Annotated in this window: 2 protein-coding genes and 2 pseudogenes; all 4 read left to right on the top strand. The window is 65.8% G+C overall.

Annotation, left to right across the window (positions count from 1 at the left end):
- Positions 1 to 30: 30 nt before the first annotated feature.
- Entirely contained in the window at positions 31 to 6447 is a 6417-nt protein-coding gene (locus NRB20_RS16325; RefSeq protein ID WP_153411138.1) for a type I polyketide synthase, read from the top strand.
- A complete protein-coding gene (locus NRB20_RS16330) occupies positions 6444 to 7220 on the top strand; it encodes a thioesterase II family protein (RefSeq protein ID WP_153410985.1) in 777 nt (258 codons plus the stop codon). The genes NRB20_RS16325 and NRB20_RS16330 overlap by 4 nt, the downstream gene beginning before the upstream one ends.
- Positions 7221 to 7266: 46 nt before the next feature.
- Positions 7267 to 17367 (top strand): annotated as a pseudogene (locus NRB20_RS39300) (SDR family NAD(P)-dependent oxidoreductase); the annotation flags it as partial.
- Positions 17368 to 17380: 13 nt separating this feature from the next.
- A pseudogene (locus NRB20_RS38165) lies at positions 17381 to 26662 on the top strand (type I polyketide synthase); the annotation flags it as partial.
- Between the last annotated feature and the right edge of the window lie 288 nt (positions 26663 to 26950).

Consider the following 26950-nt stretch of genomic DNA (forward strand, 5'->3'; position numbering starts at 1 on the left):
ATCAGTTTCCAGACACACTGAGTGGGGGCCATGGTTGCCATCGCGATAATCGGAATCGGGTGCAGGTATCCCGGGGGCATAGTCGACTCGTCCAGTTTCTGGGATTTCCTGGTGCGCAAGGGAGATGCGGTCACCGAGATCCCGGACTGGCGCTGGGATGTCGACCGCTACTACGACCCGGACCCGGAAGCCCCGGGCCGGATGTACACCAGGCACGCGTCTTTCGTCGACGAACACTTCGCTCGATTCGACTCGGACTTCTTCGGCATCTCCCGCCGCGAGGCCGCGACGCTGGACCCGCAGCAGCGGCGGCTGCTCCAGGTGTCCTGGGAGGCCCTCGACGACGCGGGCGTCGCCGGACATGTCACCGGCACCTCGGTCGGCACCTTCATCGGCGGCTTCACCAACGACAACGCGGTGGGCAAGGCCGGATCGCACGCGCTGGACCGGATCGACAACTTCGCGGCGACCAGCTCGTCGCAGACGTTGTTGTCCAACCGGATCGCGTACACCTTCGATCTGCACGGCCCCAGCCTGACCGTGGACACCGCCTGCTCCTCCTCGCTGGTCGCCACCCATCTGGGCGTGCGCGCGATCGCCGACGGTGAATGCGAGATCGCGCTGGTCGGCGGTTCGAACGTGATCTTCCAGCCCGAGACCTTCATCACGATGTGCAAGGGCCGATTCCTGTCCGTGGACGGGCGATGCAAGTCGTTCGACGCCTCGGCCGACGGTTACGGCCGCGGTGAGGGCGTCGGCGTGGTCGTGCTCAAGAGCCTGGAACACGCTGTGCGCGACCGGGATCGGATCTACGCGGTGATCCGCGGCAGCGGTGTGAACCAGGACGGTCGCACCCTCGCGCTGCCCGTGCCGAATCCGGATTCGCAGTTCGCCCTGGCCAGGAAGGTGGCCCAGGACGCCGGAATCGACCCTGCCCGAGTCGGTTACGTCGAGGCGCACGGGACGGGCACCGGCGTCGGCGACCCGCTCGAGGCCTCCGCGCTGGGTCGCGCCTACGGATTGGCCGAGGGGCGCACCCGCCCGCTGCGGATGGGTTCGGTGAAGAACAACTTCGGTCACACCGAGGCCGCGGCCGGTGTGGCGGGACTGATCAAGGCGGCACTCACGGTGCGGGAGGGGCGCGTCGCGCCGCAGGCGTATCTGGAGAACCCCAATCCGGAGATCGCGTTCGATGATCTGGGCCTGACCGTACCGCTCGAGGTCGAGGATCTCGACGGAATCCACGCCGGTGTCAACAGTTTCGGTTACGGCGGCACCAACGCGCATGTGCTCGTCGAACGCGCGCCCGACCCGGTGCCCGCCGACGAGGCGCGCGACGAGGTCCGGGTGTTCCCGGTGTCGGCGCGCAGTGAGGAGTCGCTGCGCCGGCTCGCGCGCGGGTACGGGGATCTGCTCCGGTCGCATCCGAGCAATGCCGAACCCGCTTCTCCCACAGCCGATTCGCCGACCGTGGACGCCGCCAGCGGTGGCGGCGCGGTCGATGTGCCGCGGGTCAAGGCCGCGGTGGTGCATCGGCGGGCGCATCATCACCTGCGCCGCGGGTTCGTCTATCGGAACACCGAAGATCTTGTCGCACAGCTGGATTCGTTCGCCTCGGGGGAAGGAAAGGTCGGCGACCGGGTACTGGTCGAGGGCCTGCGCACCCCGGTGTTCGTGTTCAGCGGGATGGGTCCGCAGTGGTGGGCGATGGGCCGCACGCTGCTGGTCGGGTCCGGGCGGTTCCGCGATACCGCCGAGACGATCGACGCCGAGTTCCGGAAGATCGCCGGTTGGTCGATCCTCGAGGAGATGCTCGCCGACGAGGACAGCTCCCGGATCGCGCGCACCGATATCGCGCAGCCCGCCAACTTCCTGATCCAGGTTGCGCTGGTGGATCACCTGGCGCAGTGGGGAGTTCACCCCGCGGCGATCGTCGGACACAGTGTCGGCGAGGTGTCCGCGGCCTACGTCAGCGGGGCGCTCTCGCTGACCGACGCGCTCACCGTCGCCTACCACCGCTCCCGGTTGCAGGCGCAGACCGCGGGCAGCGGCGGCATGCTCGCGGTGGGTCTGGGACCCGACGAGGCACGGCAACGTTGCGAACGTTTCGGTGACGCGCTGTCCGTCGCCGCGGTCAACGGCTCCACGGCGGTGACGCTCGCGGGACTGGAGGGTCCGCTCGAGGAACTACGCGAAGAGCTCACGGCCGACGGCGTTTTCGCGCGGCGGCTGCGGGTCGAGGTGCCGTATCACAGCCATCTGATGGACCCGATCCTCGGCGAGTTGACGCAGTCGCTGGCCGGTCTCACCCCGCGTGAACCCACGGTGCCGGTCTACTCGACGGTCACCGGAGAGCTGTTCGACGCCAAGGAATTCGCCGATCCGGCCTACTGGTGCCGCAACGTGCGCGACACCGTCCGATTCGCCGACGCCATCGACGCGCTGATCGAGCAGCGGTTCCGGGTCTTCCTGGAGGTCGGCCCGCACCCGGTGCTGGTGGGCAATATCCGCGAGGCGTTCATCCGGCACAGTGTGAGCGGCGCGGGCATCGGCACGTTGCACCGCGACGAGGACGCCGAATCCGCCGCGCTGACCGCCCTGGCCGAGTTGTATCGGGCCGGCGCCGTCGACGCGCCCGGCGACGTCTCGACATACCGGGACACGAAGGTCGCGCATCTGGATCTGCCGCCGTATCCGTGGCTGGATCTCGAGGTGTGGGAGGAGAACATCCGCACCCTGCGGGCCCGGCACGGTGACGCGAATCGGTTCGCGCTGCTGGGTGATCGCACCGATTCCCTGGAATCGGAGTGGGAACTCACCCTGGCCCCGGCGAATCTGCCCTGGTTGCGCGATCACAACGTGGGCGGTGCGGTGGTGCTGCCCGGTGCGGGATACATCGACGCGGCCCTGGCCGCCGCGCGGCAACGCAGCAGTCGCCAGCAGTGCGGTGTGGACGCGCTCGCGTTCGTCGCGCCGCTGATCGTCTCCGAGCACGATGTGCCCGTGGTGCGCGTCGCGGTCGAGAACGCCGCGAAACGCCTGTCCATCAAATCGCGTTCGGGACACGGTGATCTGTGGACCCAGCACGCGTTCGGGCGGCTGGTCGAGATGGATTCGGGTGCGCATCGGCTGGAGGTTCCGGCCGAGGAATCCGGTGATATCGCGTTCGATCACGACGAGATCTACGCCGCGATGGACGCGCTCGGCCTGGCCTACGGTCCGGCGTTCCGGCGCATCCGGCGCGCCCGGGTACGGGGTACGACCTGTGTCGCCGAGCTCGATACGCACGGCATCGTCGAGGGCGAATTCGCGCCCGACGCACCGCATGTCGTGCATCCGGCGCTGACCGACGCGGCCTTCCAGTGCGCGGCGGTACTGCTCGCCGCGAGCAGTACCGCGCAGCACACGCGCGCGGTCGCGCACGTGCCCGCCGCGGTGGATAGGGTGCGGCTGTTCGGGCCGATACCGGAGAAACTGCTCGCGGTCGTGTCGGTGGTGTCGACCGCGCCGTTGCGGGTGGACGCCTTCCTCACCGATGAGAACGGGGAGGTCGCGCTCGCGCTGTACGGCGCGGAATTCGCGCCCATCGGCGTCGCGCCGGACCCGCTGGACGATCTCGAGCGGCTGTTCTACGAGCGGCGCTGGGAGGATCTCGAGGCGCTGTCCCCGAACGATCAGGGCCGCGCGATCAACGTCGCGGTCACCATCGGCGAGCCCGCGCGGGCGGTGCTGTCGGGGGTGACGCAGGGCCCGATCGAACCGCTCCGGATTGCCTGGGACGCCGATCCCGACGATGCGACCGCCATCGCGGCGGTGACGCAGCAGCTCACCGAAACCCTTTCTCGGGACGGCTATCTCAGGATCGGGCTGGTTCCCGGACCCGGTTACGACGCCGCCGGACTCGCCTATCGCGTGGTGTCGTTCGCCCGCGTGGTGGTCGCCGCGTCTTCGGGCCGGCTCGAGGACGATCCATCCGATTTCGATGTGCGGGTGGTCGTCGTGACCGGCAACGGCATGGTCGGACCGGGTGACACCGCCTGCGATCCGGCGCACGCCGCGCTGATCGGACTGCGCCGCACCCTCGCCAACGAGCAGAACCCGATCGGCTGGGCGCTGATCGACACCGACGCCTCGGTGAACACCGAATCCCTTGTCTCGGAACTGATTCGGGGAACCAGCGCGGAGTCGGACGAGATCCGGTTGCGCGGGGACGGCCGCTCGGCCGAACGGTTGTTGCGCTCGGCGGCGGAATTCGTCGAAAAATGGGATGTACCAATCCAATTGGAGAGCGCCGAGGAGCCGTACGAGGTGGTGCTGCCCCGCACCCGGTTGCTCAAGGATCTCGCGCTGCGCGCGTGCGATCGGGTGCCGCCGGGTCCGCGTGAGGTGGAGGTCCGGGTCGAGACGATCGGCCTGAACTACAAGGACCCGCTCAAGGTGCTCGGCATCCTCACCGAAAGACAGTTGGCCGGAACATATTTCGGCACCGTACCCGGTATGGAGGGATACGGCGTGGTCACCCGCGTCGGCTCCGAGGTCACCGAGTTCGAAGTGGGCGACGCGATGGCGGTGGCGACGCGCGGTCTGCTGAGTCGCTACGCCCTGCTCGATATGGACGGCGGCGGCGCGTGGGTGCGCGCGCCACGCGCGGTACTCGGCGATCATCGCGAATTGGACCCGCTGGCAATCGGTTCCGGGCTGCCGTTCGTCACCGCGTACTACTCCTTCCACACGCTCGCGGATCTCGGGCCCGGCGACAGCGTGCTGATCCACGGTGCCGCCGGTGGCATGGGCATGGCCGCGGTGCAGGTTGCCGCGAGCCTCGGCGCGACGGTGTTCGCGACGGCCGGCTCCGCGGAACGTCGTGCGGCAGTGGCGAAGCTGGGCGCTACCCACGTGCTGGACTCGCGCTCGTCGAGCTTCGTGGACGAGGTGCTGCGCCTGACCGACGGTCGCGGCGTGGACGTGGTCTACAACTCGATGCCGGGCGAGGTGATCAGTCAGGACTTCACCGTCGCCGCGGAATTCGGCCGGATCATCGAAATCGGTAAGGCGGACGTCTATTTCGGCGGCACCGTGGATCTGCGGCCGTTCAACCGGAACCTGAGTTTCTACTCCATCGATATGGACCGGTTGCTCGCGCAGCGGCCGGAGCGGTTCCGGGAACTCATGAAGGAATGTGTGGTCGCGCTGGCGCAGGGTGGCGTGGAACCGCTTCCCTACGTACGGTTTCCGATCACCGAGCTGTCCGCGGCGTTCGAGACGGTGCTGCGCGCGTCGCAGGTCGGGCGTGTGGTCGTCGATCTGCGCACCGATGTGCCCGAGGTGCTGCCGCAGCGTCCGCCCGCATTGGCGGTGCGGCCGGACGCGACGTATCTGATCACCGGTGGGTTCGGCGCGTTCGGTCTGGCGACCGCGCGGGCGCTGGTGCAGCGCGGGGCCACCCGGCTGGTGCTGGTCGGGCGCCGCGGGGTGACCACCGATGAGGTGCGCAGGCAGCTCGAGGTGCTGGCCGCGCGCGGCGTCGAGGTGGTGTGCGAGTCCGCCGACGTCAGTGATCCCGCCGCGGTGGGACGCGTACTCGACGCGACCGTCGATCCCGCGCGGCCGCTGCGGGGTGTGTTCCACACCGCCGGGGTGATCGCCGACGAACCGATCGCCGATATCAGCGCCGAGACGATCGGCACGGTATTCGCGCCCAAGGTCGGCGGGGCCTTCGCCCTGGACGCGGCGACCCGGGAACGCGGTCTCGAGCTCGACGCGTTCGTGCTCTACTCCTCGATCAGCGCGATCACCGGCACCATTCCGCAGGCGTCGTACGCCGCGGCGAATACCACACTCGATGCGTTCGCCGCCGCCCGCCGCGCCGCGGGACTCGCCGGGACCTCGGTGAACTGGGGTGCGATGGCCGGTGGCGGGATGGCCGAGGCGTCCTTGGCGGTCAGCAAATATCTCGAGGTGCTGGGCTTCATACCGCTCGATATGGATCGCGGCGCGGGGCTGCTGTTCGATTCGGCCCGGTTCGGGCAGGCGAATCTGATGATCGCCGATCTCGATTGGGCGACCTGGCGCGGCAGCAACCGCGTCGCGGCCGAGAGCGGCCGGTTCGAGGAGGTCGTCGACGAGGTGCCGGAGTCGCAGCAGGCCGCGGCGGCTCGGCAGATGCTGCTCAACCTGCCACCCGAGGAACGCGCGCCGGCGGTGATCAAGGTGATCGTGGAGCAGCTGTCCGAGGTGTTGGGCGTCGAACCGGAGAGCATCGATACGCGCGGGCCGATCGCGGACCTCGGTATCGACTCGGTGATGGGCGTCGAATTCGGGGCCCGGGTGCAGAAACAGCTCGACGTGCAGATGAGCGTGTTCCAGTTCACCGGGGATCTGACCATCGAGTCGATCGCCGCGCGGGTGGTCAAGCTACTCGAGCAGGAGCAGGAGAAGGCGGCATGAGTTCCGGACCTACCGCGCTGGAGAAATGGTGGTTTCCGACCTCGGAATATCGCGGTCGGCGGCCGTCGGTGTGGTTGTTCGGCGGCGCGGGCGTCGAACAGGCATGGACGGCGAATCCGCTGATTCCGCTGATCGGGGATTACGACTTCGCGGTGTGGCGGATGCCGGGCCGCAGTGTGCGCAAGGACGAACCGGATCCGACCAGCCTGCGCGCGGTCGGCCGGGAGATCGCCGAATCACTCGTGGAGATCGGCGCGGTCCGGCCGGTGCTGTCCGGATTGAGTTTCGGCGGGTTGCTCGCCTTCGTCGCCACCCAGGAGTTGGAGAAGCTCGGGGTACAGGTCGGGCGGTTCATTCCGATCGTGAGCGCGTGTCCCAACGAATGGCGGATGGGTGCGGTCTACGCGTGGCTGAACGGCGGGCCGGTCAGATATACCAAGCGCCGGCTCGCCGCGGCGGATGCGGCCGGGAAACTGCCGCCCGAACTCAGCGGGGCGAATCGGGAGGTGATGCAGCGCCCGTACGTCGCGGATCTCACCTCGGGTTTCCGGGAATGGTCGCATTCGATGATCCATACCTCGATCACCGATATCTCGGCGTCGGACGAGCAGCGTCTGCATCTTTCCAGTCTCACTCGGTGGCGGCCGTACACTCGTGGCGAATTCGATTCGATCACCTCCACGGGCGGTCATTTCTTCTACCGTGAGCACCCGGAGGTGGTATCGCGCGTCTTCGATCGGGAGTCGGAGATCGCCTACAGCGGCAGTTTCTGAGAATTGTTGATCGGGGTGTGGTCTGGTCGTGACGGATGTAGCGATCGTGGGAGCCGCGTGCAGGTTTCCCGGTGCGGAGAATCTGGAGGAGTTCTGGGATCTGCTGAACAACGCGGTCGAGGTCGCTACGACGACGGGAGTGCGCCGGACCTCGGGTGAGCCGGGCGAGTCCGCGCGCGGGCTGTCGGGGAGATTTCTCCCGGATGTGGCGGAATTCGACGCCGACTTCTTCGGTATTCCGCCGCGGGAGGCGGCGTCGATGGATCCCCGGCAGCGCGTGGTTCTGGAGCTCGCCTGGAATCTGTTGGAGAATTCCGGAATCGATGCCGATGTGCTGGCCGGTGCGCAGGTCGGGGTATTCGTCGGTGCGATGGGGGATGATTTCGCCGGGTTGGTTCGTGGTGGGTCTTCCGGGTTCGATCGCTATACGCATACCGGGATCAGCCGGGGGATGATCGCCAATCGGGTGTCGTATTTTCTGCGGCTGCGCGGGCCCAGTCTGACGGTGGATTGTGGGCAGTCTTCGTCGCTGATGGCGGTGCATCTGGCGTGCCGGAGCGTGGCGTCGGGGGAATCGGTGTCGGCCATTGCCGGTGGGGTGCAGCTCAATCTCGATACGGTGGCCGAGGAGATCGAAGCGCAATTCGGCGGGTTGTCCGCGCAGGGGCGGTGTTTCACGTTCGATTCTCGGGCGGACGGATATGTTCGGGGGGAAGGGGCGGGGCTCGTACTTTTGAAGCGGCTGGCGGATGCTGTTGCCGACGGTGATGAGATTCTGGCGGTTGTTCGGGGGAGTGCGGCAGGGCACGGCGGGGAAGGGCAGGGTGGTATTGCCGTGCCTACCGTGGCGGGGGAAGTCGATGTGTTGCGGCGGGCTTATCGGGATGCGGGGATCGATCCTCGGGATGTGCACTATGTCGAATTGCACGGGACCGGTACGAAAGTCGGTGATCCGGTCGAGGCGGCGGCGGTGGGGGAGGTTTTCGGGCCGCGTTCTTCCAATGATCCGTTGGTGGTCGGGTCGGTCAAGACCAATATCGGGCATCTGCTCGGTGCGGCGGGGATTGCCGGGTTGTTGAAAGTTGTTCTGGCTATTGGGAATCGGCGGGTTCCGGCGAGTTTGAATTATCGTGAAACGCGGGCGGATGTCGATCTGGATTCGCTCGGTGTTCGGGTCGGTGGTTTCTCGAATGATTGGCCTGAGGGGGCTGCTCGGATTGCGGGAGTCAGTTCTTTCGGGATGGGTGGGGCGAATTGTCATGTGGTGATTTCGTCTGCCGACGAGTGTGAGGGTGGGGGTTCCTCGGGTGGCGGTGTCTCGGTGGGGATGGTGCCGTGGGTGTTGTCGGGGAAGTCGGCTGAGGCGTTGGTGGGGCAGGCTGGGCGGTTGTTGGGGTTTGTGCGGGAGCGGCCTGGGTTGGATGTTGGCGATGCGGGGTTTTCGTTGGCGGGGCGGTCTGTGTTCGGGCATCGGGCGGTGGTTGTCGGGGGTGATCGGGATGAGTTGATGCGTGGGTTGGCTGAGGTGGTCGCGGGGGAGGCTGGGCGGAATGTGGTTGTTGGCCGGGGCGGGATTCTGGGTGGGACTGTGTTCGTGTTTCCGGGGCAGGGTTCGCAGTGGGTGGGGATGGGGGTTGAGTTGCTGGATAGTTCTCCGGTGTTTGCCGAGCAGATGAGGGCTTGTGCTGCAACGCTTTCGGAGTTTGTTGAGTGGTCTTTATTCGATGTGTTGCGTGGTGTCGATGGTGCGCCGGGGCTCGATCGTGTGGATGTTGTTCAGCCGGTGTTGTTTTCGGTGATGGTGTCGTTGGCTGAGCTGTGGGGGTCGGTGGGGGTTCGGCCGGATGCGGTGATCGGGCATTCGCAGGGTGAGATTGCTGCTGCGTATGTGGCGGGTGCGTTGTCGTTGCGGGATGCGGTTCGTGTGGTGGCGTTGCGGAGTCGGTTGTTGGTGGGGTTGTCGGGTGGGGGTGGGATGGTGTCGTTGGCTTGTGGTGTCGAGCAGGCGCGTGAGTTGGTGGACGGCTGGGGTGATGCGTTGAGTGTCGCCGCGGTGAACGGCCGTTCTGCTGTGGTGGTGTCAGGTACTCCGGATACATTGGGGGAGTTGCTTGTTCACTGTGAGCACCGTGAGATACGGGCGCGGCGCATCGATGTGGATTACGCCTCGCATTCGAGGCAGGTCGAGGTCATCCGCGACGAGTTGATCGAGGTGTTGGCGGGGCTCGAGCCGCGTTCCTCGGAGATCGCGTTCTTCTCGACGGTTACCGGAAGACTCTGCGACACTGCTGGTTTGGATGCCGAGTACTGGTATCGCAATATCCGTGGGACGGTGGAGTTCGAGGCAGCGGTCCGTGCGGCTGGTGAGAGTGGGTTTCGGGTATTCGTCGAATCCAGTCCGCATCCGGTGCTGATCGCGGGGATCGAGGACAGTGTCGATGGGGCCGTGGTTGTTCCGTCGCTCGGGCGTGGGGATGGCGGGATCGATCGGTTTCTGCTCTCGGCTGCTCAGGCTCACGTGCGTGGTTTGGCGGTGGACTGGCGTGCGATGTTTGCCGGTGCTCGGCGTATTCCCTTGCCTAACTATGCATTCCAGCGTCGGCGATTCGAGCTGCCACGTTCTGCCGAGTCCGGTGGGACGACCTCGTCGAGTGTGTTTGAAGACGATTCGATCGAACCTTTCGAGGACACTCCAAAACCGGTATCCGCGCTGGTGTTGCGATTGCGCGGGCTGCCGGAAGACGAACAACACGCCGCACTGTCGCAAGTGGTTCGGAGCCAGGTCGCCGTGGTGCTGGGGCATGACGGTCCCGGTGATATCGCCCCGGAGACGGTCTTCCGCGATATGGGATTCGATTCGCTGTCGGCGGTCGAACTGCGGCATCGGCTCGAGGCTGCGACCGGTGTGGCGCTGACCTCCACGCTCATATTCGATTACCCGACGCCCACGTTGCTCGCTCGCCATGTGCGGGAGGAGATCGTCGGTGCGCAGGATCGAGAGCGGCACTCGCCGGTGCGTGCGGTGGTGGATGAGCCGATCGCGATCGTTGGGCTGGGATGCCGGTTTCCGGGTGGTGTGGAATCACCTGATGATCTGTGGCAGTTGGTATTTCACGGCGGGGACGTGATTTCGGAGTTCCCGGTCGATCGGGGCTGGGACGTGGCCGGATTGTTCGATCCCGACCCGGACGCGGCGGGTAGGTCGTACACCCGATCCGGCGGATTCCTCGATGACGCAGCCGGATTCGATGCGGCCTTCTTCGGCATCGGCCCGCGTGAGGCGACGGCGATGGATCCGCAGCAGCGGCTGCTGCTGGAGGTCTCGTGGGAAGCGTTGGAGCACAGTGGGATTGATCCGCTCACACTGCGCGGCACCTCGACCGGCGTCTTCACCGGCCTGATCGAGCAGGGCTACGGCACCCAGGCGGCCGCCGCGGAAACCGAGGACTACTCCGGCACCGGCCAGACCTCGAGCGTGGCATCGGGACGGGTGGCATACGTGCTGGGCCTGGAAGGTCCTGCGGTGTCGGTGGATACGGCGTGTTCGTCGTCGCTGGTGGCACTGCACCTTGCGGTGCAGTCGCTGCGGCTCGGCGAGTGCGATCTCGCGCTGGCCGGTGGCGTGACCGTCATGGCGACGCCGCGCATCTACACCGAATTCAGCAGGCAGCGTGGACTTTCGGTGGACGGTCGGTGCAAGGCGTTCGCGGGTGCGGCGGACGGCACCGGTTTCGCCGAGGGCGCAGGTGTACTGGTGGTCGAGCGGCTGTCGGATGCGCATCGGCTCGGGCACGAAATCCTCGCGGTCGTAAGAGGTTCCGCGATCAACCAGGACGGCGCGTCCAACGGACTGACCGCGCCGAACGGCCCCTCCCAGCAACGCGTGATCCGCGCGGCCCTGGCCAACGCCGGTCTGTCGGCCGCCGACGTCGACGCGGTCGAGGCGCACGGCACCGGCACCAGACTGGGCGACCCCATCGAGGCCCAAGCCCTCCTGGCAACCTACGGCCGCGCCCGCACCGCCGACCACCCGCTGTGGCTGGGTTCGGTGAAATCGAATATCGGCCACACGCAGGCCGCCGCGGGCATGGCCGGTGTCATCAAAATGGTCCAAGCCCTACGACACGGACGCCTCCCGCAAACACTCCACGTCGACACCCCCAGCCCCCACGTCGACTGGTCCGCCGGCACGGTCACCCTACTGACCGAACCCCGCCCCTGGCCCGACACCGGCTCCACCCACCGTGCTGGCATCTCCTCCTTCGGAATCAGCGGCACGAACGCCCATGTGATCCTGGAACAGGCTCCGCCTCAACAGAACTCCCGCCCTACAGACACCACTGGCACTGCCACCCCGGATCGCGATGCCCCCGAAACCGATGCACCTGACGCCGCCCCACACGCTCGTGCGTCGCGCGGCACCGGCGGCGCATCGAGCGGCGTGCCACCCCGTGGTCCTGTGGTCGGTGGGGCCAACCTCGAGCGCATGGTCTCGAATGACGGAGTACCTGAACACGATTCGGCGGTCGGTGCCGCTGACTTCGATCCCGTCATGGTCGATAACGCTGTGGTAGTTGAAGACACTTTCTCCGATGACACCGTGGACGGCCGTGTCTCCGCTTCGGGGGAAGCTGTCGATGCTGGAGTGTCCGCGCGGGATTCTGTCGTCGGCCGTCGTGTGGTGGGTGGTGGTTCCGTTGTTGATGCTGCGGTGGGTGGTGGTGATGTTGCTGATTATGTTGCGGCAGTGGGGGATCACGCGCTGGGTGGCGTGGTGGACGATGGCGGCTCCGCTGTGGGGGAAGCTGTCGACGATGGAGTGTCCGCAAGGGATTCTGTTGCTGGCCGTCGTGTGGTGGGTGCTGGTTCGGTTGTCGATGCTGCGGTGGGTGGTCGTGATGTTGCTGATTATGTTGCGGCAGTGGGGGATCACGCGCGGGGCGGTGTGGTGGACGATGGTGGTTCCGTTGGGCGGGTGGCGGTCGATCGTGGAGTGTTCGAGCGGGACGCTGTGGCTCGTAGTGTGGTTGGCGGGGGTGGACTTCGGGGGCGGTTGGTGGTGCCGTGGGTGTTGTCGGGGAAGTCTGTTGAGGCGTTGGCGGGGCAGGCTGGGCGATTGTTGGAGTATGTGCGGGAGCGGCCTGGGGTGGGTGTTGCCGATATCGGGGTTTCGTTGGCTGGGCGGTCGGGGTTCGAGCATCGGGCGGTGGTTGTTGGTGGTGATCGCGCGGATTTGATGCGTGGATTGGCCGAGTTGGCCGAGGGGGAGCCCGGTGGGAATGTGGCTCAGGGGCGTGCCGAGACGGCTGGTAAGACGGTGTTTGTTTTTCCGGGGCAGGGGTCGCAGTGGCTGGGGATGGGGGTTGAGTTGTTGGACAGCTCGCCTGTGTTTGCTGAGTGCATGGGGGCTTGTGCTGCAACGCTTTCGGAGTTTGTCGAGTGGTCTTTATTCGATGTGTTGCGTGGTGTTGATGGTGTGCCGGGGTTGGATCGTGTGGATGTTGTTCAGCCGGTGTTGTTTTCGGTGATGGTGTCGCTGGCCGAGCTGTGGCAGGCGATGGGCATTTATCCGGATGCGGTGATCGGGCATTCGCAAGGTGAGATTGCCGCTGCGTATGTGGCGGGTGCACTGTCGCTGCGGGACGCGATTTGTGTGGTGGTGTTGCGGAGTCGGTTGTTGGTGGGGTTGTCGGGTGGGGGTGGGATGGTGTCGTTGGCTTGTGGTGTTGAGCAGGCGCGTGAGCTCGTGGGGGCTTGGGGTGAGGCGTTGAGTGTTGCTGCGGTGAATGGTCGTTCGGCTGTGGTGGTCTCGGGTGAACCGGATGCGTTGGACGAGTTGATCACTCACCGTGACAGCGACGGGATACGGGCGCGGCGTATCGATGTCGACTATGCCTCGCATTCGGGGCAGGTCGAGGCGATTCGAGACGGTCTGAGCGAAGCGTTGTCGGATCTCGAGCCTCGCGGGTCCGATATCGCGTTCTTTTCCACTGTTACTGGAAATGTCTATGACACAGCGGGTTTGGATGCCGAGTACTGGTATCGCAATATTCGTGGGACGGTGGAGTTCGAGGCTGCGGTTCGTGCGGCCGACGAGCAGGGATATCAGGTGTTCGTCGAATCCAGCCCGCATCCGGTGTTGATCGCGGGCATCGAGGATCTGGCTGGGGAGAACGGTGAAGATGCTGGGGCGGTGGTCATTCCGACGCTCGGGCGTGGTGACGGTGGACTCGATCGGTTCCTGATGTCCGTCGCGCAGGCTCATGTGCGCGGTGTGCGAGTGGATTGGAGTGGGACATTCGCCGAGCTGTGTGCTCGGCGTATCCCCTTGCCGACGTACGCGTTTCAACGACAGCGGTTCTGGCTGTCCGGGTCGGCATCCGCAGGTGACGTGAGCAAGTTCGGCGTGGGGCAGACCGGGCATGCCTTGCTCGGCGCGGTGATCGAGCAGCCCGATACCGGTGGAGTTGTGCTGACCGGGCAGTTGTCGTCGGCGGCGCAACCGTGGCTGGCCGATCACGCGGTATCCGGTGTGGTCGTCTTCCCGGGTGCGGGGTTCGTGGAACTGGCCGTCCGTGCCGGTGACCAGGTCGACTGCGGTGTGGCCGAGGAACTGATCATGCGAGCACCGCTGGTACTGCCCGTCGAGGGTGCGGTTCAGGTGCAGGCAGTCGTCGGCGGAGAGAGTGATGCCGGACAGCGGACGATCTCGGTGTACTCGCGCCGAGGCGCGAACTCCGGTTGGACACTGCACGCCGAAGGAGTCCTGAGTTCCCTTGTCGAAGAAGCGAATACCTCGGAGCCATCGACGTGGCCGCCACTCGACGCCGTCGCGGTCGACATCTCCGATGCTTATGCCCGGTTGGTCGCCCGGGGATACGAGTACGGTCCGACATTCCAGGGCCTCCGCGCGATGTGGCGACACGGCTCGGACATACTCGCCGAGATCGCCGTTCCCCCGGACACCGACGTCAAGGACCTCGGGATACATCCGATCCTCCTGGACGCAGCGCTGCACGCAGCGGTAATCGCCGCCGAAACACCCGAAATCACACTGCCTTTCGCCTGGGAGGGAGTATCGCTGCACGCATCGGGAGCCACCGCGATACGTGCCCATCTCACCCCAGCCGGAGCCGACACTGTATCGCTGCAACTGACCGATCACGCTGGCCTTCCGGTACTTTCGGCCCGATCGATAGCAATGCGCCCGGTCACACCCCAACAACTCCGTGCGGCGGCAACAGCACACTTCGATCTCGGGACGAACAACCTCTACGAGCTGGTGTGGTCCCCGGCACCTGAGCCCATCGCCTCAACTGCCCCCGTGTCTGTGCTGTCCTGGGAGATATTCGAAAGGACCAGGCGCGCAACAGGTATAGGTGGATCTGGTGAATCTGTTGGTGTCGACGGGGATGGGGCTGCATCGGATGTGCTCGGTCGGAATCCGGCCTCGTCGGCTGCGGTGTCTGGTCGTAGCGAGGGGGGCGTCAGCGGTCCGGATGCCGTGCTGTTAGAGGTGGAGACGCCTGCCGTTGATGTGGTGGCTGGTGTTCATCGGGCGGTGCATCGAGTGTTGGGGGTGGTGAAAGACTTTTTGGCGCAGAGTGTTTCGGGGACATTGGTCGTGGTGACGCGCGGCGCGGCGACCCTGCCGGGTGAAGACGTGGGAGATCTGGCGGGGGCGGCCGTGTGGGGGTTGGTGCGATCGGCGCAGACGGAGAATTCTGGACGAATCATCTTGGTGGACAGCGATTCCGAGATTGATGCGGCTCGCGTCTTGGCGATAGGGGAGCCTCAGGTGCTCGTGCGCAATGGGATTGCGCATATTGCTCGTCTTGCGGGAGCACGCATTGATGAGGCTCTGATACCCCCGGAGGGGCGGGCCTGGCGGCTGGGGATCGCGGAGAAGGGCACGCTGGAGGACCTCGCGCTGGAGGAGTATCCGGCAGGGAATGCGCCGCTCGAGCCGGGGCAGGTGCGGGTGGCGGTGCAGGTGGCCGGGGTGAACTTCCGTGACGTGCTGATCGCCCTGGGCATGTATCCCGCGCAGGATGCGGTGCTCGGCAGTGAAGGTGCGGGGGTGATCACCGAAATCGGTTCTGCCGTCGAAGGTTTCGAGGTCGGCGATCGGGTGATGGGTGTGCTCATCGGTGCCGGCCCGTGTGTGGTCGCCGACCATCGGATGGTGGTGAAGATTCCGGCGGGGTGGTCGTTTGCTGAGGCGGCGGGCGTCCCGGTGGCGTTCCTGACGGCCTACCACGCGTTGGCGGATCTGGGTGAGGTGCGGGCCGGGGAATCGCTGCTGGTGCATGCCGCGACCGGTGGTGTGGGGATGGCTGCGGTGCAGCTGGCGAGGCTGTGGGGGATGGAAGTGTTCGCCACGGCGAGCCCTGGCAAGTGGAATACCCTGCGGCAGATGGGATTCGATGAGGATCACATCGCGAATTCGCGCTCACTCGAATTCGAGGGCAAATTCCTGACCGGCACCGGTGGACGTGGTGTCGACGTGGTGTTGGATTCGCTCGCCGGTGAATTCGTCGACGCGTCGTTGCGGCTGCTGCCGCGCGGCGGACGATTCCTCGAGATGGGCAAGACCGACATCCGGGATGCGGCGGCGATCGCCGAACAGCATCCGGGCGTGCGGTATCGGGCTTTCGACCTGCTGGAGGTGAATCCCGAACGGATACAACAGATGCTGGCCGATCTGGTGGGCCGGTTCGAGGCCGGGGAGCTGCGACCACTGCCGGTGACCACCTGGGACATTCGGCGTGCCCCGGACGCCTTCCGATTCCTCGGTCAGGCCCGGCACGTCGGCAAGCTGGTGCTGACGATGCCCGGTTCGTTCGCGGCTGGCACCGTGTTGATCACCGGTGGCACAGGTATGGCCGGAGCGGTGGTGGCCAGACATCTGGTGGCCGAGCACGGCGCGCGGAACCTGTTGCTGGTCAGCCGACGCGGTGCGCAGGCCGACGGCGCGAATGATCTGGTGGCGGAACTGACCGGCGCTGGTGCCCAGGTGCGGGTCGCGGCCTGCGACGTGGCGGATCGGAATGCATTGGCGCAGTTGCTGACCGAGATATCCGGGCAAGCACCGTTATCCGCGGTGGTCCACGCAGCCGGGGTCCTCGATGACGCCGTTGTCGAATCGCTGACCGTCGAGCAGGTCGATCGAGTGCTACGCGCCAAGGTCGACGGTGCCTGGCATCTACACGAGCTGACCCGCGACATGAATCTTCCCGCGTTCGTGTTGTTTTCGTCGGTGGCCGGAACCATCGGAACGCCCGGCCAGGCCAATTACGCTGCGGCGAACGCTTTCCTGGATGGCCTGGCCGCACAACGCCGGGCGCAGGGCTCGTCGGCAGTCTCGCTGGCATGGGGGTTGTGGGCGCAGACCAGCGGCATGACCGGACATCTACAGGATCGGGACGTAGCGCGGATGGGGCGCGGTGGGCTCGTGGCGATGTCGTCGCGGGAGGCGGTTGCATTGTTCGACAACGCATTACGCGCCAATCACCCCTGCCTGATACCAGCACGTTTCGATCCGACGGCGATGCGTTCTCGGACACCGCTGTTCGCGGGCCTGGCTCGCGGCCCGGCGCGACGATCGGTCGATCACATTGCCGAGCAGCCGGTTTCGACGCTGTCCCGCAAACTCCACGGAGCGGACGAACAAGAACAGCACGCAATTCTGTTGCACGTGGTCCGCTCCCAAGCCTCCGTCGTGCTCGGATACACCGGCCCCGATGACATCACTCCCGATGCGGCCTTCCGTGATCTGGGTTTCGACTCGTTGTCCGCGGTCGAACTGCGCAATCGACTGAAGGCCGCGACCGGGCTGGCCCTGTCGTCCACCCTCGTCTTCGACTATCCGACACCGACCGCCCTGGCCCGGCACATCCGCGACAAATTCGATCTCGGACCATCTCGGACGAAGGCCGCGAATACGGTCCAGGACAAGGAAATTCAGCAGCTCATCGCGTCCATACCGATCGATGAGCTACGCCGAGCAGGAGTCCTGGACACGCTGCTCCGGCTGGCGGGCACGCCGGACGACGAGAACGTGCCGACCCCCACGGAAGAAGATCTCGTCGATATGAGTTTGGACGACCTGCTCACTGTCGCTCTCGGTGATCAAGACGACCGATGAATTGGGAGACCGCATGACCACGAAGCTCGAGCAGGCGACCGAGGCACTGCGCAAGGCACTCATTCAGATCGAGCGGTTGAAACAACAGAACAAGGCGATGGCCGAACGTTCGACCGAGCCGATTGCGATCGTGGGCGCTGGATGCCGGTTGCCGGGCGGTGTGGCATCGGCGGATGACCTGTGGGAGTTGGTGATTCGCGGCGGTGATGCGGTATCGGACTTTCCTGCCGATCGAGGCTGGGATGTCGACGGGTTGTTCGATCCGAACCCGGACGCGCCGGGTAAGTCGTATACCCGCGCGGGCGGATTCCTCGATGACGTGACCGGCTTCGACGCGGGATTCTTCGGCATCTCACCCGACGAGGCGACGGCGATGGATCCGCAGCAGCGGCTGCTGCTGGAGGTGTCGTGGGAAGCGTTGGAGCATACGGGAATTGATCCGCTGACACTGCGCGGCACTCCGACGGGCGTATTCACTGGTGTTATCGCGCAGGGCTACGGGGTGGCCTCGGAGGGATTCACCGCGACCGGTCAGGTATCGAGTGTGGTATCCGGTCGGGTGGCGTATGTGTTGGGCTTGGAAGGTCCTGCGGTGTCGGTGGATACGGCGTGTTCGTCGTCTCTGGTGGCGTTGCATCTGGCGGTGCAGTCGTTGCGTTCGGGGGAATGCGAGCTGGCATTGGCCGGCGGTGTGACCGTAATGGCAACGCCGAGTCTGTTTTCGGAGTTCAGTCGGCAGCGCGGGTTGTCGGTGGATGGGCGGTGCAAGGCATTCGCGGGGGCGGCGGACGGTACCGGTTTCGCTGAGGGTGCTGGTGTGCTGGTGGTCGAGCGGTTGTCGGATGCGCGTCGGCTCGGGCATGAAATCCTTGCGGTGGTGCGGGGTTCGGCGCTGAATCAGGATGGTGCGTCGAATGGTTTGACCGCGCCGAACGGGCCTTCTCAGCAGCGAGTTATCCAGGCGGCCTTGGCGAATGCGGGTCTCTCGGCAGCCGAGGTCGATGCGGTGGAGGCGCACGGCACGGGGACGAAGTTGGGGGATCCCATTGAGGCACAGGCATTGTTGGAGACCTACGGGCAAGGGCGGGCGCGGCCGCTGCTGCTCGGGTCGCTGAAGTCGAATATCGGCCATACACAGGCCGCCGCGGGCGTGGCGGGTGTGATCAAGATGGTGCAGGCTCTGCGGCACGGGGTGCTGCCGCGAACCTTGCACGTGGATGTGCCGAGCCCGCATGTGGATTGGGCATCGGGTGCGGTGGAGCTGTTGACCGATTCCCGGAAGTGGCCGGTGACGAATGCACCACGCCGCGTGGGGGTTTCGTCGTTCGGAATCAGCGGGACCAATGCCCATGTGATCCTCGAGCAGGCACCCGACGATGTTGTATTCGACACGGCTTCCGGCGGTCCTGAATCTCCACGCGTGGTCCGGGCCGAATCCGGTGATCCGGCTGCGGTGCCGTGGGTGTTGTCGGGGAAATCAGCCGAGGCGTTGGCTGGGCAGGCGGCCCGGTTGTTGGAACACGTGCAACGGCATCCCGAGCTGGGTGTGGCGGATATCGGGTTCTCTTCGGTCGGTCGTTCGGTATTCGGGCATCGGGCGGTGGTCGTCGGTGGCGATCGTGCCGAATTGATGCGTGGATTGGCTGGTCTGGCCACAGGGGAGCCGGGCCGTAATGTGGCGCAAGGCAGGGCCGAGGCGGCCGGCAAGACGGTGTTCGTTTTTCCAGGGCAGGGTTCGCAGTGGCTGGGGATGGGCGTTGAGTTGTTGGACAGCTCACCTGTATTCGCCGAGCACATGAAGTCCTGTGCCGCAGCACTTTCGGAATTCGTCGACTGGTCTCTGATCGATGTGTTGCGTGGTGTCGATGGTGCGCCGGGGCTCGATCGTGTGGATGTTGTTCAGCCGGTGTTGTTTTCGGTGATGGTGTCGTTGGCTGAGCTGTGGGGGTCGGTGGGGGTTCGGCCGGATGCGGTGATCGGGCATTCGCAGGGTGAGATTGCTGCTGCGTATGTGGCTGGTGCGTTGTCGTTGCGGGATGCGGTTCATGTGGTGGCCTTGCGAAGTCGGCTGTTGGTGGCATTGTCGGGTTCAGGCGGGATGGTGTCGCTGGCCTGTGATGCCGGGCAAGCCGGTGAGCTGGTGCGACGCTGGGGTGACGCGGTGAGTATCGCCGCGGTGAACGGCCGTTCGGCTGTCGTGGTGTCCGGTACCCCGGCCGCACTCGGAGAGTTGTTGGCGGAGTGCGAGAGTCGAGATATTCGTGCCCGGCGCATCGACGTGGATTACGCGTCCCACTCGAGCCAGGTCGAGATGATCCGGGACGAGCTGCTCCAGGTGCTGTCAGGCATCGAGCCGCGCACTTCCGAGATCGAGTTCTTCTCGACGGTCACCGGAAATACCTGCGACACTGCGGATCTCGATGGTGAGTACTGGTACCGCAATATCCGTGGGACCGTCGAGTTCGACGCGGCGGTCCGCGCGGCATGCGCCCAGGGCTACCGGGTGTTCGTGGAGTCCAGCCCCCACCCCGTGCTGGTCGGTGGTATAGAGGACGCGGTCGATGAATGCGCCGATGGTGCAGGGGCCGTGGTGGTTCCATCCCTCGGGCGTGACGAGGGTGGTCTGGACCGCTTCCTGCTCTCCGCCGCACAGGCGTATGTGCGCGGTGTGGCGGTGAACTGGGGTGCGGTGTTTGCTGGAACCAGTGCCCGACGTGTTCCGTTGCCGTCGTATGCGTTTCAGCGACGGCGTTATTGGCTGCCCGGAGGTGGTGCCGGTCTGCCGGTCGCTGACACCGGGGCCACGGCATCGAATGTGGCGACCGCCCAGCCTGATTCCGCACTTCCCGGGACAGAGCTCACCGAGACGGATGCGAACACCTTGTTCGAGCTGACGTGGACGCAGGCCCCCACGGCAAGCAGGCCGGTGTCAGCATTGACCACGCTGACCTGGGAAGTATTCGCTGCGCGGGGAGCTGCTGTGCCGCGTTGGGCTGGGTCCGGCGGTGTGAGTGCCGATGCGACTCCGAGTGCTGCCGTTCCGGATGCGCCTGGGTTGCACGGAATGGGCGCCGAAGTCGTCGCGAACGAAGTCGCGGATGTTGCTGTCGCGGATGCGGTGGTATTCGACGTGGGAGGGTCGCGGCATGGGATGTTGACTGATGTCCGCGAGCTTACTCATCGGACCTTGGCGGTATTGCAATCCTTTTTGGCGCAACAGGTTTCGGGCACATTGGCCGTAGTCACGCGTGGCGCGGTGGCCTTGCCCGGTGAGGATGTGCAAGACCTGGCCGGCGCTGCGGTGCGGGGTCTGGTGCGATCGGCTCAATCGGAGCACCCCGGCCGAATTGCGCTGGTGGACACGGATTCCGAGTTCGATATCGCCGAGACCTTGGCGCTCGGAGAACCACAGGTAGTCGTCCGCTCGGGGATTCCGTACATTGCACGGTTGGCTCGGGTGCCGGAGGAACCGAACACAGCGACAGTACGATTCGATCCCGCTGGCACTGTGCTGATCACGGGTGGCACAGGCATGGCCGGTGCGACGATAGCCCGGCACCTGGTCGCCGAACACGGTGCACGGAACCTCTTGCTGATCAGCCGACGCGGCTCACAAGCGCCCGGTGCATCCGACCTCGTCTCGGAATTGACCGCCTCGGGCGCGCGGGTCCGACTGGCCGCATGTGATGTCGCCGACCGAGATGCCTTGGCGCAGTTGCTGACCGAGACACCCTCGGACTCTCCGCTGACGGCGGTGATCCACACCGCCGGATTTCTCGACGACGCGGTGATCGGTTCATTGACCGAAGACCGCATCGATGGAGTTCTGCGAGCGAAGGTCGACGGTGCCTGGCATCTGCACGAGCTGACCCGCGACATGAATCTCCCTGTCTTCGTGCTGTTTTCATCGATGGCAGGGATCCTCGGCTCCCCGGGCCAGGCCAATTACGCGGCAGCGAATACTTTCCTCGACGCCTTGGCCGCCCACCGCCGAGCCCAGGGTTCACCAGCGACCTCCCTCGCCTGGGGCCTGTGGTCCGAATCCAGTGGCATGACAGCCCACTTGCAACCCGAAGACCTGGCCAGAATGACTCGACTGGGCCTGGCGCCGATGAGTTCCCGCGAAGCCCTCACCCTCTTCGACACCGCATTGCGGAGCGACCGCCCCTGCCTGGCGACCGCCCGCATCGATCCGGCCGGACTTCGCTCCCAAGCGACCGCGGGAATCGCCGCACCGCTGTTCGCGAACTTGATCGGGCCACCTTCGCCCATAACGGCCGATAGTGACACCCCGACGCTGATACGGCAGCTGCGCGAATCGACCGAGGCAGAACAGCACGCCCTACTACTGCGGACGGTCCGCTCCCACACCGCCATCGTGCTCGGATACCCCGGCCCTGACGACATAGACCCGGAAATCTCCTTCCAGGACTTGGGATTCCGCTCACTGACGGCCGTCGAATTCGGCAACCGGCTCAAAGCCGCCACCGGACTGACGTTGTCCTCCACGCTCATCTTCGACTACCCGACACCCGTGAAGCTCGCCCGCCACATACGCGCGGAGACCATGGGACACCAGGCCGGGCCGGACCTGCCGGTGCGTGCGGCAACCGACGAGCCGATCGCGATCGTCGGTCTGGGTTGCCGGTTCGCGGGTGGCGTGGATTCGGCAAATGAGTTGTGGGACTTGGTTTTCGACGGCGTGGACGTGGTACAGGATTTCCCGGTCGATCGCGGTTGGGATATCGAGGCCCTGTTCGACCCGGACCCGGATGCGGTGGGCAGGTCCTACACGCGAACGGGCGGATTCCTCGATGACATAGCCGGATTCGACGCGGGATTCTTCGGAATCTCACCGGCCGAGGCGACGGCGATGGATCCGCAGCAGCGTCTGCTGCTCGAGGTCTCCTGGGAAGCGTTGGAGCACAGCGGGATCGATCCACATCAGTTGCACGGCACCGCGACGGGAGTATTCACCGGGATCATCAACCAGCCGTACGGATCCGCGTCGACAGATGGTGAGGGCTATCGGCTGATCGGCTCGGCGTCGAGTGTGGCGTCGGGGCGCGTGGCGTATGTGCTGGGCTTGGAAGGTCCTGCGGTGTCGGTGGATACGGCGTGTTCGTCGTCTCTGGTGGCGTTGCATCTGGCGGTGCAGTCGTTGCGTTCGGGGGAGTGTGATCTCGCGCTGGCAGGTGGTGTGACCGTATTGTCCACGCCCGCAGTATTTCCGGAGTTCAGTAGGCAACGCGTACTGTCCGCCGACGGGCGATGCAAGGCGTTCGCCGCGTCCGCCGACGGTATGGGCTTCGCCGAGGGTGCCGGTGTGCTGGTCGTCGAGCGGTTGTCGGATGCGCGTCGGCTCGGGCATGAAATCCTTGCGGTGGTGCGGGGTTCGGCGCTGAATCAGGATGGTGCGTCGAATGGTTTGACCGCGCCGAACGGGCCTTCTCAACAGCGGGTCATCCAGGCCGCCTTGGCGAATGCGGGTCTCTCGGCAGCCGAGGTGGACGCGGTCGAAGCACACGGCACCGGGACCGCACTGGGCGATCCCATTGAGGCACAGGCATTGCTGGCCACCTATGGACGTGACCGCGTCGACGCTCGCCCGCTGCTGCTGGGTTCGGTGAAGTCGAATATCGGCCACACCCAGGCGGCCGCCGGTGTGGCGGGTGTGATCAAGATGGTGCAGGCGTTGCGATTCGGTGTGCTGCCGCGGACGTTGCACGTGGATGTGCCGACCCCGCATGTGGATTGGGCCTCGGGCGCGGTGGAACTGCTGACCGAGCACCGGGAGTGGCCCGATACCGGCACGTTGCGTCGCGCTGGCGTCTCGTCCTTCGGAATCAGCGGCACCAACGCCCACGTGATCTTGGAGCAGGCTCCGGTATTCCACACGCCCGCTGAGGTTTCCGGCATCGGCGGAACCGAACCAGGTGTGCCACTGGTGCCGTGGGTATTGTCGGGGAAATCGGCCGAGGCGCTGACCGGTCAAGCGAGCCGCCTGCTGGAACACATCCGCCGCCATCCCGGCCTGAATACGGTGGATATCGGCTTGTCCCTGAGCAACCGGACGATGTTCGAGCATCGCGCGGTCGTGGTCGGCAGTGACCGCGAAGAACTGATCCGCGGCCTGACCGAACTGATCCAGGGCGAACCCGGCCGAAACGTACTGCGCGGCCGCGCCACGACCACCGGCGGAACAGCATTCGTCTTCCCTGGTCAGGGCGCACAGTGGCTGGGGATGGGCGCGGACCTGCACGCGAGGTTCCCGGTATTCGCCGAGGCATTCGACGCCGTGGCCGAGGTACTGGACAAACACCTGGACCGCCCGCTACGCGAAATCCTCTGGGGCAGTGACGAAAAGCTTTTGAACAGTACGGAATTCGCGCAACCGGCGCTGTTCGCCGTCGAGGTGGCGCTGTTCCGGCTGCTGTGGCAGTGGGGACTTCGACCGGATTTCGTGATGGGCCATTCGGTGGGCGAACTGACCGCGGCGCACGTCGCGGGCGTGCTGTCGCTGTCCGACGCGGCCGCGCTGGTCGTCGCGCGGGGTCGGCTGATGCAGGCGCTGCCGCGGGGCGGGGCGATGGTCGCGGTCCAGGCCGACGAGGCCGAGGTCCGATCGTCCCTGGTCGAGGGTGTAGCCGTCGCCGCAATCAACGGGCCACGATCGATCGTGATGTCCGGCGCCGAACACGCCGTCCACACCATTGCGAATCGGTGGCGCGAACAGGGCCGGAGAATTCATCATCTACCGGTATCCCATGCGTTCCACTCACCGCTGATGGAACCGATGCTCGCCGAATTCGCCGCGCTGGCAGAAACTTTCGCACGCACCGAGCCCCAGATACCGCTGGTGTCGAACCTGACCGCGGGCCCCGCCGGTGCGGATTTCGGTTCGGCTCGCTACTGGACCCGGCACGTGCGCGAAACCGTGCGATTCGCCGACAGCGTGCGCTACCTGGAATCGGCCGGTGTGACCAGATTCGTCGAGGTCGGGCCGAGTGGAGGACTCGCCGCATCGATCGAGGAGTCGCTGTCCCGCCCCGAGGCCGCCGTCGCGATCCCCGCGCTGCGCAAGGGACGCGTCGAGCCGGAATCCCTGATGGTTGCGCTGGGACGTCTGATCGTGGCGGGCGTGCCCTGCGACGGGGTCTTCGCAGGAACGGGTGCGCGCCGTATTCCCTTGCCGTCCTACGCATTCCAACGGCAGCGGTACTGGTTGTCGAGCACGGTCCCGGCCGGTGACGCGAGTCGATTCGGTGTGGAGGAGACCGGTCACGGGCTGCTGAGTGCGGTACTGGAGCAGCCGGATACCGGTGGAGTCGTGCTGACCGGTCGGCTGTCCCTGACAGCCCAACCCTGGCTGGCCGATCATGCGCTGTCCGGCGTGATGGTCTTCCCGCCCGCCGGACTCGTGGAGCTCGTCGTCCGTGCCGGTGACGAGGTCGGTTGCGGTGTGATCGAAGAGCTCACGATGCGGGATCCGCTGGTGCTACCGGCCCGGGGCGCGGTCCGCGTGCAAGTGGCCGTCGGACCTCCCGACGAGACCGGCCAGCGGACGGTATCGGTGTACTCGCGCCGCGACGCCGACACCGATTGGGGCTTGAACGCACAAGGTACGTTGGGCCCCAAGGGTTTCGCACCGAATACCTCGGACCTGTCGACCTGGCCACCGGCTGATGCCACCCCAATCGACATCGCCGACCTCTACCAGCGGTCGGCCGCGCGCGGATACGAGTACGGCCCGGCATTCCGGGGCCTGCGCGCACTGTGGCAGCGCGGCGCGGATCTGTTCGCCGAAATCGCCGTCGACCCGAATTCCGCTGTGCCACTTGCTGGTTTCGGCATACAGCCGGTGATCCTGGACGCGGCCGTGCACGCCGCATCCACCCACAGCGAAGAACGCACCCTGCCATCCAGCTGGTCGGGCGTCTGCCTGCACGCGGGGGGAGCCGAAGCCGTGCGTGCGCGGATCAGCCCCGCCGGTCCCGAGGCAGTCTCGCTGGAATGCGTTGACAGCCAGGGCCTTCCAGTGCTGTCCGTGCGATCGCTGGCAATCCGCTCGGTGACAGCAGAGGAGTTGCGCTCGGCGCTTGCGCTGCCCGGAGGCGGCGCGGGCAACATGTTCGAGGTGGTGTGGTCGCTACTGCCGACGGCCGGGGAGCCTGTGGCGCTGAGTGGCCGGCCGGTGCAGGATTCGGCCGGGGCGGACCCGGCTCGGGATGGTGTCGTGCCGGCCAAGGCGGGCGTTGACATCGGCAGGGGAGTTGCCGCACCGAATTCGCCGACAGGCGTGGTTGTTTCGGATATCACGGGCGTCGATGGCAATCGGGATCGGAGTGTTCCGGGCACGCTCAATTTGTCTGCTGTGGATGCATGGGTGTTCCGAGTGGGCGCACTGCGCGGCGATGTGGTGACAGATGTCCACAACGCCACCAATCGGGCGTTGACTACTCTGCAATCGCATTTGGCGCAACAGGTTTCGGGGATGCTGATCGTGGTGACGCAGGGCGCGGTGGCGCTGCCGGGTGAAGATGTAACCGATCTGGCGGGTGCGGCGGTATGGGGTCTGGTGCGGTCGGCTCAGACCGAGCACCCCGGGCGAATCATATTGGTGGACACGGATTCCGACATCGACGCGGCGCAGATCCTGGCGACCGGTGAAGCACAGATCATCATCCGCTCCGGAACCTTGCGCGCCGCCCGTTTGGCGAGGATCACCGAAGAACCGAATCCCGTTGGGGCGGCAATAGATCCGGCGGGAACAATACTGATCACCGGCGGCACCGGAATGGCCGGTGCAGCGATGGCCCGCCACCTGGTAGCCGAACACGGAGCACGAAATCTGTTGCTGGTCAGCCGACGTGGCCCACAAGCGCCCGGTGCCGCAGACCTCGTAACAGAACTGACTGCCGAGGGCGCACGTATTCGAGTCGCATCATGTGATGTCGCCGATCGAGATGCGTTGGCGCAGTTACTGACCGAGATACCAACGGATAATCCGCTGACAGCAGTGATCCACACCGCCGGAGTCCTCGACGACGCGGTAATAGGTTCATTGACCGAAGACCGCGTCGACACCGTCCTACGAGCGAAGGCCGACGGCGCCTGGTACTTGCACGACCTGACCCGCGATATGAATCTCCCTGTCTTCGTACTCTTTTCATCGATGGCAGGCATAGTGGGTTCCCCCGGACAAGCCAATTACGCCGCCGCCAACACCTTCCTGGACGCCTTGGCCACCCACCGCCGAGCCCAGGGTTCACCAGCGACCTCCCTCGCGTGGGGCCTGTGGTCCGAATCCAGCGGCATGACAGGCCATCTCGCCACCCGCGACATGGCCAGAATCACCCGCGGCGGCCTGGCCGCGATGCACTCTCGCGACGCACTGGCCCTGTTCGACCGCGCCCTCGGCCTCGATCGCCCCTGCCTGGCCCCCGCCCACCTCGAAATGCGGGCACTCGAACGTGGCACCAACGTATTCCCGCTGCTCAGAACCCTGATCCCGACGCCCGCACGCAGACAGGTCGACCGCGAACCCGTCCGCCCGAGTATCGGCACCCTGTCCCCGGCCGAA

Source organism: Nocardia macrotermitis (assembly GCF_009604405.1).
In the GTDB taxonomy this organism is placed as follows: domain Bacteria; phylum Actinomycetota; class Actinomycetes; order Mycobacteriales; family Mycobacteriaceae; genus Nocardia; species Nocardia macrotermitis.